Here is a 13,963-nt window from a genome sequence, read left to right on the forward strand (position 1 = left end):
TTTATGTCAGTACGAAAACTCACCACCGGAAAATGGATTTGTGAATACTACCCCGCAGGTCGTAGCGGACGCCGCGTGCGTAGGCAATTCGCTACTAAAGGTGAAGCGTTAGCGTTTGAACGGCACATGATGGATGAGACTGAGGCGAAACCCTGGCTGGGCGAATCGGTAGACCGTCGGACGCTAAAAGATGTCGTAGAACTCTGGTACAAGCTGCACGGAAAATCTCTGACCGCAGGCGAGCATGTTCACGACAAGCTGATCCTGATGGTCGATGTTCTCGGAAATCCCCTCGCCACTGATTTAACATCCAAAATGTTCGCGCACTATCGAGATAAACGCCTGACGGGTGAAATCTACTTTAGCGAAAAATGGAAGAAAGGAGCCAGCCCGGTAACTATCAATCTTGAGCAAAGCTATATGAGCGGAGTGTTTAGCGAGCTGGCACGACTTGGAGAATGGACTGCGCCAAACCCACTGGAGAACATGCGCAAATTTACCATCGCAGAAAAAGAGATGGCCTGGCTGACACATGAACAAATCACTGAGCTTTTGTGCGACTGCAAACGCCAAAGCCCCCTGCTCACCCTGGTTGTCAAAATCTGTCTGAGTACCGGTGCCCGCTGGCGCGAAGCTGTAAACCTGACTCGTTCTCAGGTTACAAAATACCGGATCACATTCGTCAGGACTAAGGGCAAAAAGAACCGCAGCATTCCAATCAGCAAAGAGTTGTATGAGGAAATCATTGCCTTGGACGGTTTCAAGTTCTTTACTGACTGCTACTTCCAGTTTTTATCTGTGATGGAGAAAACTTCTATCGTGCTGCCGCGCGGTCAGCTTACCCACGTTCTGCGCCATACGTTTGCAGCACACTTTATGATGTCAGGCGGTAACATCCTTGCTCTTCAGAATATCCTTGGTCACCACGACATAAAAATGACCATGCGCTATGCTCACTTGGCCCCTGATCACCTTGAAACAGCGCTGCGCTTTAACCCATTGGCTACCCTGCCAAATGGCGGCAAAGTGGCGGCAGCGGTTGGCAATGCCCCGTAATCGCCACCTTTCCCCACCAAACTAACTTATTGATTATCTTACAACTCATTGTTTTTATTAACCCATTTACATAAATGGGTTTTTTGTTGCCTGAAATTCCCCATCCTGAATGACCCCGCTGTTTTACAGCGCCGACGGCGGCGTGCGGCGTGACATTTGTTCCCCATCGTTTGCGCTAACGGGGCACAAGCTCTCTTATCTAAAGACAGATCTTCGGCGGCGCTACGCCTCCCCGGCCAGGCGGCCGACCATCAGGCGAATCGCCTCTTTTGACAGCGGTGCGCTGTCGGTGACGAAATGCAGGGTCATGCCTTCAATAAACGCATCCAGCCCGCGAGCGGTCTGCGGTTCAAACCACTGCTCCAGCGTCTGCTGGCTGCGCTGCATCCAGCTCTGCATCACCGCCTTGAGCGCCGGACGGCTGCTGCAGAAGGCATACAGCTGATACATCAGCTCCATGTTGCGCGCGGTGGTTACCTGGGCGCTAAAAATAAGTTCGGCGATGGCGTCGCAGGCCTCATCGCGACTGCTCACCTCGGCAAAAAACTGCTGATACTGAGCGGACATCTCGACGGTAAAAATGCAAAACGCCTCCTCAATCAGCGCGTCTATGCCGCTGAAATAGTAGGTCAGCGAACCCAGCGGGACTTCGGCGCAGCAGGCAATCTTGCGGTGCGTGACCGCATGAATACCGTGGGCGGCAATCGTGTCCAGGGTCGCGTTCAAAATGCGCTCCCGACGCTGGGGGTCGTTCGGTCGACGGGCCATATTTATCTCTTTTCAATTGCGCCCCCATCACGGGTGATGATGGGGATAACGACGGCCAAACATTCGCTAACCTGAAGGCCATCCGGTGTATGTACAAATGTACACAAACTTGCTAGTGTTGTCTGCATCTTCTCTTCACTGGCGTTTACGGATGACAGCGCAAAACTCCCGCAGAGCCCTCCAGCTTCGGCTATGGGCGCTATTTATGTTCTTCTTTATCCCCGGATTACTGATGGCCTCATGGGCCACGCGCACGCCGGCCATTCGCGATCTGCTGGCGCTATCGACGGCGGAAATGGGCATCGTCCTGTTTGGCCTGTCGATTGGCTCCATGAGCGGCATTCTCTGCTCGGCGTGGCTGGTTAAGCGCTTCGGCACCCGCAAGGTGATTCGCACCACCATGTCCTGTGCGGTGGTGGGCATGGCGGTGCTGAGCGTCGCGCTGTGGTTCGCTTCGGCGACCCTGTTTGCCATCGGCCTGGCGATTTTTGGCGCCAGCTTCGGTTCGGCAGAGGTGGCCATCAACGTTGAAGGCGCCGCCGTCGAACGCGAAATGAATAAAACCGTGCTGCCGATGATGCACGGCTTCTACAGCTTCGGCACCCTGATCGGCGCCGGTATCGGCATGGCGGTGACCGGCTTTGGCCTGCCCGCCGCGCCGCACATTCTGCTGGCCGCGCTGGTCGCCATCGCGCCCATTGCGATCGCCATCCGCGCGATCCCCGATGGTACCGGGAAAAATGCCGCCGAGGCCGCTCAGCAGGGTGAAAAAGGCCTGCCGGTCTGGCGCGATGCTCAGCTGCTGCTGATTGGCGTCGTGGTGCTGGCAATGGCGTTTGCCGAAGGCTCCGCCAACGACTGGCTGCCGCTGCTGATGGTGGACGGCCACGGCTTTAGCCCAACCTCCGGCTCCTTAATTTACGCCGGATTCACTCTCGGCATGACCGTTGGCCGCTTTACCGGCGGCTGGTTCATTGACCGCTATAGCCGGGTGACGGTGGTGCGCGCCAGCGCAGTAATGGGCGCGCTGGGCATTGGTCTGATTATTTTTGTTGATAACCCATGGGTCGCCGGGATCTCCGTGCTGCTCTGGGGGCTTGGCGCTTCGCTCGGTTTCCCGCTGACCATTTCGGCGGCCAGCGACACCGGGCCGGATGCGCCGAAGCGCGTCAGCGTGGTGGCCATCACCGGCTACCTCGCCTTCCTCGTCGGGCCGCCGCTGCTGGGCTTCCTCGGCGAACATTTCGGCCTGCGCAGCGCCATGATGGTGGTGCTGGGGCTGGTCATGGTGGCGGCTCTGGTCGCTCGTGCGGTGGCTAAGCCGCAGCCTGAACCTGTCATGGAGAACAGCTAATGAGCATCAAACTGATTGCGGTAGATATGGACGGTACCTTTTTAAGCGATGCCAAAACCTATAATCGCCAGCGCTTCCTCAGCCAGTATCGGCGGATGCGCGAGCAGGATATCCGCTTCGTGGTCGCCAGCGGTAACCAGTACTACCAGCTGATTTCGTTTTTCCCCGAAGTGGCGGATGAGATTGCCTTCGTCGCCGAAAACGGCGGCTGGGTGGTCAACGCCGGAGATGACGTATTTAACTGCCAGATGCCGAAAGATCACTTTCACGCGGTTATCGACTTTCTGCAGACGCTGCCGGAAATTGAAATTATCGCCTGCGGCAAGCGCAGCGCCTATACGCTCAATCGCTACAATGATGAGCTAAAAGCGGTCGCGGCAAAGTATTATCACCGCCTTGAGCTGGTGGATGACTTTAATAACCTCGACGATGCGATCCTCAAGTTTGGCCTTAACGTGCCCGATAATCTGATCCCCGAGATGCAGCCAAAGCTGCATGCGGCGCTCGGCGAGATGGTCAACGCCGTCGCCACCGGCTACGGCAGCATCGATCTGATTATGCCCGGCGTGCACAAGGCCAACGGCCTGCGCATCCTGCAGGAGCGCTGGGGGATTGAAAATCATCAGGTCGTCGCCTTTGGCGACAGCGGGAATGATATTGAAATGCTGCAACACGCCGGATTCGGCTACGCCATGGCCAACGCCGCCGCGCCGGTAAAAGCCGTTGCCGGTTACGATGCGCCGCATAACAATGAGGAAGGGGTGCTGCATATTATCGATAAGGTGCTGAATCGCGAAGCGCCGTTCGCCTGATACGCTCCCGGGTGAGGCGTCGCGCCGCACCCGGGGTTATTAGCATGGGCTACTGCGGATCGTGGCCGCTGCCGACGCTTTTATCGTGCAGAAAATAGATAATCATCGCCAGCCACAGCACGCCGCTTAGCAGGTTAAACAGGCTGAATATCCCGCTTCCCCCCAGTTCATAGGCATGTTTGCTGACTTCAATCCCGACGGTGAAGATCAGCATTTGCAGCATCCCCATCGCCGCCGACACCGTCCCTTTGCTCATATCGCTGGCAAACAGCGTCAGGCGAACCAGGCCGGCGTTAGCCAGACCAATTCCGAAGGCGTAGACGCTCAGCCCGGCGGTCATCCACAGATAGGCGTGGGTCGACACCACCGTCGCCACCGCGGAGAGCAGCAGGCCAAACATAATCGGCCAGCCGCCGAGAATAATCAGCGAGCGCACCGTGCGGCGGAAGGTCAGCCGCGCCAGCACCAGATTACCGGCAATCAGCGCGCCAAAGATAGGCACCTGCAGCAGGCCGTACTCATAGCTGGTCGCCTGCTCACCGCTGATAATAATGACCGGCGACTGGGCAATCCATGCCAGCAGCGGCAGGCTGACAAAACCGGTGGCCAGCGCCCCGGCGACAAAGCGCAGATTCTTCAGCACCAGGCCGTAGTCACGGCCCAGCTCTTTCATCGACAGCTTCTCGCCCATGCGGGTGGCAGTTTCCGGCATCGCCCGCTGCAGCCCGAAGAAGGCGATGGCCGCCAGCACGGCAAACAGCACGAACATCATTTCCCACGGCAGGATGTGGACCCATGCCGCGCCGACCAGCGGCCCGAGCAGCGGCGCAATCAGCGCGACGTTAGCCATCAGGGCGGTGATTTTGATACACATCGCCTCATCAAACGACTCCTGAATCGCCGCGTAGCCAACCGCACCGATAAAGCACAGGCTGATGCCCTGTAAAAAACGCAGCAGCGTGAACTGCTCGATGGACTGGGCCAGCAGCGTCGCCAGGCAGGTGACGATAAACCACACGACGCCGGTCAGCATCACCGGGCGGCGACCAATACGGTCCGACAGCGGGCCGAGCAGCCACTGTAAAAACATTCCGCCCGCAAGGTAGGCGGTCATGGAAGTTGGAACCCACTCATTACCGACCTGAAACTCGGCGACCACCGAGAGCATGCCCGGCTGGATCATGTCGTTGGCGATATAGGTGGAAAATTCGTATAAAACCAGGCACAGCGGGAAAAGTAGCGCCTGCCGTCCGAGGCGTTTGCCTGAAAGCGAATAATTCTGCATGAAATCTCTTATTTATAAAAAATCGCGCAAAGTTTAATGAAAGTCTTGCCGGGGAGATAGTGAATTGTGAGTGACAATTAAAAAAATAGCACAACCTTTCACCTCTCCCCCGCCCTGCGCAATTTTTATTATCCCTGTCTATATTTCGTTTATATTTCAATTAGGTTACAGGCCTTATACTCATTGCAGCCGGCGTGTTAGCAAAGATGCCAGCCGAAAAACAAATCATAACAAGCTGATAATTAAGACAATACTGCTTTAATTCATCGCCTCCGTCTCTTAAGGTGGGCGGCTTATTGTTATCGGACCCCAAGAGCCTGAAAGTATGCTGGAAAATATCAACTACGCGCTGTTCGCCGCGATTAACGCTACGCCCGCCTCATCCTCATGGGCTATTACGCTGGCCACCCTGATCGCCAAAGATTTGATTTTGATTGTTCCTCTACTGACGGCCGCGCTGTGGCTGTGGAGACCGAATCAGCGCCAGCTGGTATTTAAGGTGATGCTGGCCCTGGCAATAAGCCTGACGCTGTCGTGGATATTCGGCCTTCTCTTCCCGCACGAGCGCCCCTTTGCCGCCGACGTCGGCTATCAGTTCCTGCACCACTCGCCGAATAACTCGTTCCCCAGCAATCACGGCACCATCAGCTTTACCTTCGCGCTGGCCTTCTTATTCTGGCATCGGCTGGGCTCCGGGCTCGCGCTGCTGGCCGCGGCGGCGGCTATCGCCTGGTCTCGGGTCTATCTCGGCGTGCACTGGCCGATGGATATGCTCGGCGGCCTGCTGACCGCCATGTGCGGCTGCCTGGGCGCGCAGCTGCTGTGGCACAGCGGCGGCCGTCCGCTCTATCAATACCTGCAGCGCCTGTACCGCCTCTGTTTCTCCCTGCCGATCCGCAAAGGCTGGGTCCGCGAATAGCCCGCGCCGGGCGGCTCCTCGTTCGGCGCGCATTGCAGACGCGTGACTAACCCCCTTCCGGCAGGTAAAATTGCCCACTGACGCCCTGCCAATGCAGGGCGATTTCAGCTTAGAGGGATTATGGAAACACGTCGTGATGAACGCATCAGCCAGCTTATTCAGGCACTCAAGCGCAGCGATAAGCTTCACCTAAAAGAAGCCGCAGCGCTGCTTGGCGTTTCTGAAATGACCATCCGTCGCGACCTGAACGGCCATAATGGGCCCGTTGTCCTGCTGGGCGGTTACATCGTCCTCGAGCCGCGCAGCGCCACGCACTACCTGCTTAGCGACCAGAAGACGCGCCTGGTGGATGAAAAACGCCGCGCCGCCCGCCACGCAGCCGGCCTGCTTGAAGCCCACCAGATGGCCTTTTTTGACTGCGGGACCACCACGCCGTGGATCATTGACGCGATTGATAACGCCCTGCCGTTTACCGGCGTCTGCTATTCGCTGAATACCTTTCTTGCGCTGCAGGAAAAGCCCCACTGTCGGGCCATCCTCTGCGGCGGCGAGTTTCACGCCAGCAACGCGATTTTTAAGCCGCTGAGCCTGCAGGATACCCTGAGCCATCTGTGCCCGGACATCGCCTTCTACTCGGCGGCGGGCATTGACTGCGAGCAGGGGGCGACCTGCTACAACCTCGAGGAGCTGCCGGTTAAGCACTGGGCGATGAGCAGCGCGCGCTACCACGTGCTGGTGGTGGATCACAGTAAATTCGGTAAGGTCAGGCCGGCGAGGATGGGCGATTTATCGCGTTTTGACGTGATTGCCAGCGACGTCTGTCCCGACGACGACCTGCTGGCGCTGGCGAAGAAAAAACAGATTTCACTGCTCTACTGATCGCGCCCCGCAGGGCGCGACCGGCGGATTACGAGAACCAGCCGCCGAACCAGCCGTGCAGTTTCATCAGCACGAAGTCCATCATTCGGCTAAAGAAGCCGCCTTCGTTGACCGCTTCCATCACGATAAGCGGGCGCTGCTCGATGGTTTTGTCATTGAGCTTAAAGTCGATAGTCCCTACCACCTGCCCTTTGGTCAGCGGCGCCGTCAGCTGCGTATCCTTCAGGGCATAGCTGGCTTTCAGGTTCTTCATCTGGCCGCGCGGAATGGTAATCGAGCCGGCTTCACCCGCGCCGAGCTTCGCTTCGCTGCTGTCGCCAAACCACACGCGCTGGGTGATAAAGGTGGCGTCCGGCTTAATTGGCGTCACGGTTTCATAGAAGCGGAAGCCCCAGGTCAGCAGCTTTTCTGACTCGTTAAAGCGAATACGGTCGGTTTTGGTGCCCAGCACCACGGCGATCAGGCGCATATCGCCCTGCGTGGCCGAGGAGACCAGATTATAGCCCGCACCGGTGGTGGTGCCCGTTTTCACGCCGTCGGCGTTGAGGTTGGTGCTCCACAGCAGGCGGTTACGGTTCGGCTGGCGAATCTTATTGAAGGTAAACTCTTTTTCTTTATGAATGGCGTACTCTTCAGGGACGTCGTGGATCATCGCTTTGGTCAGCAGCGCCATATCGCGGGCGGTACTGAACTGGCCCGGCGCATCAAGGCCGTGGACGGTCATAAAGGTGGTATTGGTCAGGCCCATTTTTTGCGCATAGCCGTTCATCAGGCTAACAAACGCATCCTGGCTACCCGCGACGTAGTCAGCAATCGCGATGCTGGCATCGTTGCCGGACTGGATGATGACACCTTTATTGAGGTCCTCAACCGACACCTGCATACCCGGCTTGAGGAACATCACCGACGAGCCGCGCAGCGCCGGGTTGCCGGTGGCCCAGGCATCGCGGCCGACGGTAACCATATCGGTAGATTTAATTTTGCCCGCTTTCAGCGCCTGCCCGACGACGTAACTGGTCATAATCTTGGTCAGACTTGCCGGGTCGAGTTTTTCATCGGCATTGCCTTCGCTGAGCACCTTGCCGCTGGCGTAGTCCATCAGGACCCAGGCTCGCGCATCAATCGAAGGGGCGTCGGGGAGTTGGTCTGCAGCCTGTACCGCAGGTGCAACGAGAACGAGAAGAGCGCAGCCTGCCGCGAGGCCGCGAAGGGAAAAAGCATCATGCGTCATAAGAGCCACCCAAGTATCCTTTCCAAACAAAATATGCCGCAGCACTCTATCGGCGCAGCAGCAGCCGGTGAGTAAAGCGTACAAATGACCTTAAAGAAACAGCGAGTTGGTAAAGTTTTTAAAGTTTACGCAATAACCTCGCGTCTTGCTGAAAACAGAGCAATTTTTTTGATCGCGATTGCCTATATATTAACTTTATTCCAACATGATGACTCACCTTGCTGCAACGACGGCTCAATAACTAACGGGAACCGATATGATTACGCTATGGGGCAGAAACAATTCAACTAACGTGAAAAAAGTACGCTGGGTGCTGGAAGAGCTGGATCTTCCCTATCAGCAGATTTTGGCGGGGCTCGAGTTTGGTGTGAATCACGACGCGGAGTATTTGGCGATGAACCCGAACGGCCTGGTGCCGCTGCTGAAGGACGGCGACCTCGTACTGTGGGAGTCGAACGCCATTATTCGCTATCTGGCGGCGCAGTATGGGCAAAACCGCCTGTGGGTCGACGATCCGGTACGGCGGGCGCAGGGCGACAAATGGATGGACTGGGCCAACGGCTCGCTCTCTCCCACCCACCGTCCGGTGTTGATGGGGCTGGTGAGAACGCCGGAGGAGAAACGCGATCCCGCAGCGATTGCCGCCGGTATTGCCGCCTGTGAAGCGCTCTTTGCCATCCTCGACGACGAGCTGGCGGCGTTCCCGTGGCTCTCCGGCGAATCATTCGGCCTCGGTGATATCGCCGTTGCGCCGTTCGTCTATAACCTGATGAGCATCGTGCCGAGCTGGCAACCGCGCCCGAACCTGCAGCGCTGGTATCAGCAGATTAGCGAACGTCAGGCCTGGCGCAGTGTGGTGGCGATCCCGGTCACCTGAGGCTAGCCCTGCGGGCTAACCTTCAGCAGTTCGCCGTTGGATTCGTCGGTCAGGACGTACAGATAGCCATCGGGTCCGACGCGAACGTCGCGAATACGCTGGCCGCGATCGCGCAGAATTCGCGCCTCTTCGCTGACGCTATTGCCCTTGACGTCGAGGACAATCAGCGACTGGTCCTTCAGCGCGCCGATAAACAGCTTGTGCCGCCACTGGGGGAAGGTTGCCGAATCGTAGAAGGCCATGCCGCTGACGGCGGGCGACGTTTTCCAGACAAACAGCGGCGCTTCGGTTCCGTCCACCGCCGTCCCCTTAGCTTCCGGAATGGGCAGACCGCTGTAATTTATGCCGTGCGTCGCCAGCGGCCAGCCGTAGTTCTTGCCTTTCTGCGGGATGTTAATCTCATCCCCGCCGCGCGGACCGTGCTCGTTGAGCCACAGGGTATCGCTCCACGGATTGATCGCCATCCCCTGCGGGTTACGAATACCGTAGGCCCAAATTTCCGGCCTGGCATCGGCGCGGCCGACAAACGGATTGTCCGCCGGTACCTCCCCCGTCTCGGTCAAGCGCACCACCTTTCCCTGCAGCTTATCGAGATCCTGGGCCGTTGCGCGCTGGTTATTCTCGCCTAAGCCAATAAACAGATGTCCCTTACCGTCAAATACCAGACGTCCGCCAAAGTGGTTGCCGGTGGAGAGCTTCGGCTGCTGGCGAAACACCACCCGGAAATTCTCCAGCCGCCGACTATCCTCACTCAGGCGACCGTATCCTGCCGCGGTTCCCGCTTTACCATCCTCCCCGGCCTCCGCGTAGCTCAGCCACACCCTGCGCGAGTGGGCAAAGTCCGGCGCCAGCGCCACATCCAACAATCCGCCCTGCCCGCTGGCCCAGACCTGCGGTACGCCGGAAATAGCCGGCGACAGCCCCACTCCCTGGCGCCAAAGCCTCAGCTCACCGCCGCGCAGGGTGATCAGTATCCCCTGCTGGTCGGGGAGAAACGCCAGCGCCCACGGATGGTCGAGCTTATTTTGCAGGACCTCGACGCGCACCTTCTGGGCGGCGACAGCGGCGGCAGGTAACAGCAGAGCGGCAAGGGTTATCAGGGCGACGGTCTGGCGCATGGCGAACTCCTTTTATCAGCTTTTATCAGCAATGGGATAAGGGTAGCCAGCGCAGGGGATCGGCAGGGGGAGTTTTACATAACATTAAGCAGGGGGGCATGCCCCCCTGAGTTCAGACGCGGGTAATTGGCGCTGATGCATTCAGTTTATGAATGTTTAGCGACAAGCCCGCCAGGCAGCGTTCTAGCGTCTCTACGTTAACCGCAATGTAAGACGGACAATCGTGATGCCCGCTCATCAGGCAAACCGCCGCGGAAGCAACGGCTTCACCCGCAAGACGAAGAGCTTCCCTTTCCTCCGGCGTAACGGCGTGCTGCAATCGCGGCGCACCTTCACGCAATTCACGACAAAGCTCAAACAGGTTATCACGCAGATGCTCATTCTCGCTGACTGACATATAGCCTTTAGCTTTGCGAAGCTGCAGATAAGCATCGAGATCAATGTTGGCATTAATCAGCTTATTCAAAAGGTTACGATACAGTCTGTCAACGGTCATCATGGTTCCTCCTCTGTCATCCATTACCACAATCATAATATGGTCGTTTTTTGCGCAAAATCATGCGCGAGGTCAATAATTCCCGGTTAATTAACATCATTTACAATGTTACAGCAATGTTTACACTGCCTGCGCCAGACGCGCTGCTTCCGCGGTTACATAACCCACAAAAAAACACCAATTTGTTATACGCTCTCATTTTTAGCGTATTTATCACCAGTTGACAAAGTTGAGAATAAAGCCATTTTTTGCAGCAAAGATCACAAATAACGCCTATTACTGTTGCTCGTTAGCGCCGGCGGGTGTCATATCACTCCGTTAAATGTAATACGTATAACAAACAAATAAAAACGCGAACCTCTCCGCTTCGCGGCGCTAACCTCTACCCGTTTGAAGGAACTGAAATGATTACGCCCGGCAAAAGAAACTATATCTTGTTGAGTCTTTTCGATTTCCTCTACCTGTTCGCCTGGTCATCTACCATGGCGTTCTTCGTTATCTGGACAACCCAGCATCTGGGCATCAGCGCCACCAAAACCGGCCTGCTGTACTCGGTAAACGCCTTTATCGCCCTGTTGATGCAGCCTTTCTTCGGCTTTATTTCTGATAAGTTCGGCCTGAAAAAGCGGCTGATCTGGATTCTGGTAGCCATGCTGCTGCCGGTTGGCCCGTTCTTTATCTATCTGTACGCCCCGCTGCTGGTCCACAGCTTCTGGCTGGGGGCGCTGCTGGGCGGCATCTACCTGGGGATTATCTTTAACTCCGGCTGCGGGGTTATCGATTCCTATATCGACAAAATCTCCCGCCGCTATCACTTTGAGTATGGCCGGGTGCGGATGTGGGGTTCTTTAGGCTGGGCCGCGGCGGCATGGATCGTCGGAAAATATATCGATAGCAACCCCAACCTCGCCTTCTGGCTGGCCAGCATTGCCATCGTTATTGCCGCCCTGTGCTTCATGCTGACCAAAGTCGAGCTGACCGAGGCCGAGATTGAAAAAACCAGCGCCCTGAAGGTGAGCCACGCGCTGGAGCTCGCGAAGAACAGTCAGTTCTGGATGCTGCTAATCTTTACCCTGTTCGTGACGCAAATCTACGACACCTACGATCAGCAGTTCGCCCAGTACTTTTCTTTGCAATTTGCCACGCCGGAAGAAGGTAACCGCTGGTACGGCATCCTCGCCTCCATTCAGGTCTGCGGCGAAACGCTCTTTTTATGCCTGATGCCGTGGTTCGTGAACCGTACCGGCGCGAAATGGGCGCTGATTATCGCCGGATTGATTATGTCGGTCAGGATCGTCGGCTCCGCGATCCCGCTCGGCCCGGTGTGGATTGGCGCGGTGAAAATGATGCACGCCCTTGAAAAGCCGCTGATCCTGGTATCCGTGTTCAAGTTTATTGCCGCCAACTTTGATAATAAGCTGTCCTCCACGGTCTATTTGCTGGTGCTGTTTGTCGCCTCTATTGCTACCGCCATTTACTCTCCGCTGGCCGGCTATCTGTACGACACCATCGGCTTCGCCCGCACCTATTATATCCTCGGCGGCATCGCCGGCCTGTTCACGCTGATCTCCGTTTTCACGCTGCGTGATAAGCGAGAGCCTCGCGCGCCGGGCGCTGCGCCTGCGGGAGACGCCGCCCAATCCTAGAGTCTCATCGCGCCCGGGAGCCTTTCCCGGGCTTTTTCATCATCTGACGCACCATTGCTATACTTTTTTTGATAAACACCTGTAAAATCCCGCCCTGACACCTTCCTTTATGATGAATTTTTAAGCTATGAGCAATGTAACGCACCAGCCGAAGATCGGCTTCGTCTCCCTTGGCTGTCCAAAAAACCTTGTGGACTCAGAACGCATCCTGACCGAACTGCGCACCGAAGGTTATGACGTGGTTCCTACCTACGAGAACGCCGATATGGTTATCGTCAACACCTGCGGCTTTATCGACAGCGCCGTTCAGGAGTCGCTGGAAGCGATTGGCGAAGCTTTAAAAGAAAACGGCAAAGTGATCGTTACCGGCTGCCTGGGCGCGAAAGTCGACCAGATCCGCGAAGTTCACCCCAAGGTGCTGGAGATAACCGGCCCGCACAGCTATGAAAAGGTTCTTGAGCACGTCCACCACTACACGCCGAAGCCGAAGCACAACCCGTTCCTGAGCCTGGTGCCGGAACAGGGCGTTAAGCTGACCCCGCGCCACTACGCTTACCTGAAAATTTCCGAAGGCTGTAACCACCGCTGCACGTTCTGCATCATTCCGTCCATGCGCGGCGATCTGGTGAGCCGTCCGATCGGCGAAGTGCTGTCAGAAGCTAAGCGCCTGGCCGACGCCGGGGTAAAAGAGCTGCTGGTTATCTCTCAGGATACCTCCGCCTACGGCGTTGACGTGAAGCACCGCACCGGTTTCCACAACGGCATGCCGGTGAAAACCAGCATGGTCAGCCTGTGCGAAGAGCTGGCAAAGCTGGGTATCTGGGTGCGCCTGCACTACGTCTATCCCTACCCGCACGTTGACGACGTGATCCCGCTGATGGCGGAAGGTAAAATCCTGCCGTATCTCGATATCCCGCTGCAGCACGCCAGCCCGCGGATCCTCAAGATGATGAAACGCCCGGGTTCCGCCGATCGCCAGCTGGCGCGCATCAAGCAGTGGCGTGAAGTCTGCCCTGAGCTGACCCTGCGCTCGACCTTTATCGTCGGCTTCCCTGGCGAAACGGAAGAAGATTTCCAGATGCTGCTCGACTTCCTGAAAGAAGCCCGCCTTGACCGCGTTGGCTGCTTTAAATACAGCCCGGTCGATGGCGCAACCGCCAACGAGCTGGCGGATCAGGTAGAAGAAGAGGTGAAAGAGGAGCGCTGGAACCGCTTTATGCAGCTGCAGCAGCAGATCTCCGCCGAACGTCTGCAGGAGAAGGTTGGCCGCGAAATCATGGTACTGATCGACGAAGTTGACGAAGAAGGCGCCATTGGCCGCAGCATGGCCGACGCCCCGGAAATCGACGGCGCGGTGTACCTGAACGGTGAAACTAAGGTCAAACCGGGCGACGTGCTGCGGGTTAAAGTCGAGCACGCCGACGAGTACGATCTGTGGGGAAGCCGGGTTTAAACCGCTTCTTACTCCGGCTACGCGTTAGCGCCAGCCGGAGCCTTCCGGAGGCGGCGCGGCGCGCCCTCT

13 protein-coding genes are annotated in these 13,963 nt (G+C 57.0%); 8 read left to right on the plus strand and 5 right to left on the minus strand.

What is annotated here, in order from left to right; all coding sequences use genetic code 11:
• The first annotated feature begins 3 nt into the window (after positions 1-3).
• Positions 4-1,056, plus strand: coding sequence for a phage integrase (locus HCK03_RS18295; RefSeq protein ID WP_141335010.1), 1,053 nt, complete (start codon positions 4-6; stop codon positions 1,054-1,056).
• Positions 1,057-1,278: 222 nt separating this feature from the next.
• Here the strand turns inward: HCK03_RS18295 and HCK03_RS18300 are convergent, their stop codons facing one another.
• Entirely contained in the window at positions 1,279-1,824 is a 546-nt protein-coding gene (locus HCK03_RS18300) for a TetR/AcrR family transcriptional regulator (RefSeq protein ID WP_041144744.1), read from the minus strand.
• 151 nt (positions 1,825-1,975) lie between these two features.
• Here HCK03_RS18300 and HCK03_RS18305 point away from each other — a divergent pair, with 151 nt between their 5' ends.
• Both HCK03_RS18305 and HCK03_RS18310 read left to right on the plus strand, forming a co-directional pair.
• Positions 1,976-3,178 carry an MFS transporter gene (locus HCK03_RS18305; RefSeq protein WP_041144743.1) on the plus strand — a complete coding sequence of 401 codons (1,203 nt, stop codon included), beginning with the start codon at positions 1,976-1,978 and terminating at the stop codon, positions 3,176-3,178.
• Positions 3,178-3,990, plus strand: a complete 813-nt coding sequence (locus tag HCK03_RS18310) for a Cof-type HAD-IIB family hydrolase (protein WP_041144742.1) — start codon at positions 3,178-3,180, stop codon at positions 3,988-3,990. The genes HCK03_RS18305 and HCK03_RS18310 overlap by 1 nt, the downstream gene beginning before the upstream one ends.
• 49 nt (positions 3,991-4,039) lie before the next feature.
• Here HCK03_RS18310 and HCK03_RS18315 read toward each other — a convergent pair whose 3' ends face one another.
• Positions 4,040-5,275, minus strand: a complete 1,236-nt coding sequence (locus HCK03_RS18315; RefSeq protein ID WP_167692006.1) for an MFS transporter — start codon at positions 5,273-5,275, stop codon at positions 4,040-4,042.
• Positions 5,276-5,600: 325 nt separating this feature from the next.
• Here HCK03_RS18315 and ybjG point away from each other — a divergent pair, with 325 nt between their 5' ends.
• Together ybjG and deoR are read left to right on the plus strand one after the other, a co-directional pair.
• A complete protein-coding gene (ybjG, locus tag HCK03_RS18320; RefSeq protein WP_167692007.1) occupies positions 5,601-6,194 on the plus strand; it encodes an undecaprenyl-diphosphate phosphatase in 594 nt (197 codons plus the stop codon).
• Positions 6,195-6,314: 120 nt separating this feature from the next.
• Positions 6,315-7,073 carry a DNA-binding transcriptional repressor DeoR gene (deoR, locus tag HCK03_RS18325; protein ID WP_041144739.1) on the plus strand — a complete coding sequence of 253 codons (759 nt, stop codon included), beginning with the start codon at positions 6,315-6,317 and terminating at the stop codon, positions 7,071-7,073.
• A gap of 28 nt (positions 7,074-7,101) precedes the next feature.
• Here the strand turns inward: deoR and dacC are convergent, their stop codons facing one another.
• Positions 7,102-8,304 carry a serine-type D-Ala-D-Ala carboxypeptidase gene (gene dacC, locus HCK03_RS18330; protein WP_041144738.1) on the minus strand — a complete coding sequence of 401 codons (1,203 nt, stop codon included), beginning with the start codon at positions 8,302-8,304 and terminating at the stop codon, positions 7,102-7,104.
• A gap of 256 nt (positions 8,305-8,560) precedes the next feature.
• On the opposite strand from dacC, the gene HCK03_RS18335 reads away from it, so the two are divergent.
• Entirely contained in the window at positions 8,561-9,181 is a 621-nt protein-coding gene (locus HCK03_RS18335; RefSeq protein ID WP_167692008.1) for a glutathione S-transferase family protein, read from the plus strand.
• Positions 9,182-9,183: 2 nt separating this feature from the next.
• Here the strand turns inward: HCK03_RS18335 and HCK03_RS18340 are convergent, their stop codons facing one another.
• Complete coding sequence (locus HCK03_RS18340; protein ID WP_167692009.1) at positions 9,184-10,299, minus strand: PQQ-dependent sugar dehydrogenase; 1,116 nt, start codon at positions 10,297-10,299, stop codon at positions 9,184-9,186.
• Positions 10,300-10,411: 112 nt separating this feature from the next.
• A complete protein-coding gene (bssR, locus tag HCK03_RS18345; protein ID WP_041147557.1) occupies positions 10,412-10,795 on the minus strand; it encodes a biofilm formation regulator BssR in 384 nt (127 codons plus the stop codon).
• 407 nt (positions 10,796-11,202) lie between these two features.
• On the opposite strand from bssR, the gene HCK03_RS18350 reads away from it, so the two are divergent.
• Both HCK03_RS18350 and rimO read left to right on the plus strand, forming a co-directional pair.
• A complete protein-coding gene (locus tag HCK03_RS18350; RefSeq protein WP_167692459.1) occupies positions 11,203-12,441 on the plus strand; it encodes an oligosaccharide MFS transporter in 1,239 nt (412 codons plus the stop codon).
• Between the two features lie 127 nt (positions 12,442-12,568).
• Positions 12,569-13,894 (plus strand): 30S ribosomal protein S12 methylthiotransferase RimO, encoded by a 1,326-nt coding sequence (rimO, locus tag HCK03_RS18355; RefSeq protein ID WP_076945022.1) that lies wholly within the window; start codon positions 12,569-12,571, stop codon positions 13,892-13,894.
• The last annotated feature ends 69 nt before the right edge of the window (positions 13,895-13,963 follow it).

It is taken from the genome of Klebsiella terrigena, from assembly GCF_012029655.1.
GTDB lineage: Bacteria > Pseudomonadota > Gammaproteobacteria > Enterobacterales > Enterobacteriaceae > Klebsiella > Klebsiella terrigena.

Bases quoted from the DNA above. Each gene is read 5' to 3' on its own strand.
- HCK03_RS18295 (WP_141335010.1), top strand. From the start codon at position 4: ATGTCAGTACGAAAACTCACCACCGGAAAATGGATTTGTGAATACTAC.
- HCK03_RS18300 (WP_041144744.1), bottom strand. From the start codon at position 1,824: ATGGCCCGTCGACCGAACGACCCCCAGCGTCGGGAGCGCATTTTGAAC.
- HCK03_RS18305 (WP_041144743.1), top strand. From the start codon at position 1,976: ATGACAGCGCAAAACTCCCGCAGAGCCCTCCAGCTTCGGCTATGGGCG.
- HCK03_RS18310 (WP_041144742.1), top strand. From the start codon at position 3,178: ATGAGCATCAAACTGATTGCGGTAGATATGGACGGTACCTTTTTAAGC.
- HCK03_RS18315 (WP_167692006.1), bottom strand. From the start codon at position 5,275: ATGCAGAATTATTCGCTTTCAGGCAAACGCCTCGGACGGCAGGCGCTA.
- ybjG (WP_167692007.1), top strand. From the start codon at position 5,601: ATGCTGGAAAATATCAACTACGCGCTGTTCGCCGCGATTAACGCTACG.
- deoR (WP_041144739.1), top strand. From the start codon at position 6,315: ATGGAAACACGTCGTGATGAACGCATCAGCCAGCTTATTCAGGCACTC.
- dacC (WP_041144738.1), bottom strand. From the start codon at position 8,304: ATGACGCATGATGCTTTTTCCCTTCGCGGCCTCGCGGCAGGCTGCGCT.
- HCK03_RS18335 (WP_167692008.1), top strand. From the start codon at position 8,561: ATGATTACGCTATGGGGCAGAAACAATTCAACTAACGTGAAAAAAGTA.
- HCK03_RS18340 (WP_167692009.1), bottom strand. From the start codon at position 10,299: ATGCGCCAGACCGTCGCCCTGATAACCCTTGCCGCTCTGCTGTTACCT.
- bssR (WP_041147557.1), bottom strand. From the start codon at position 10,795: ATGACCGTTGACAGACTGTATCGTAACCTTTTGAATAAGCTGATTAAT.
- rimO (WP_076945022.1), top strand. From the start codon at position 12,569: ATGAGCAATGTAACGCACCAGCCGAAGATCGGCTTCGTCTCCCTTGGC.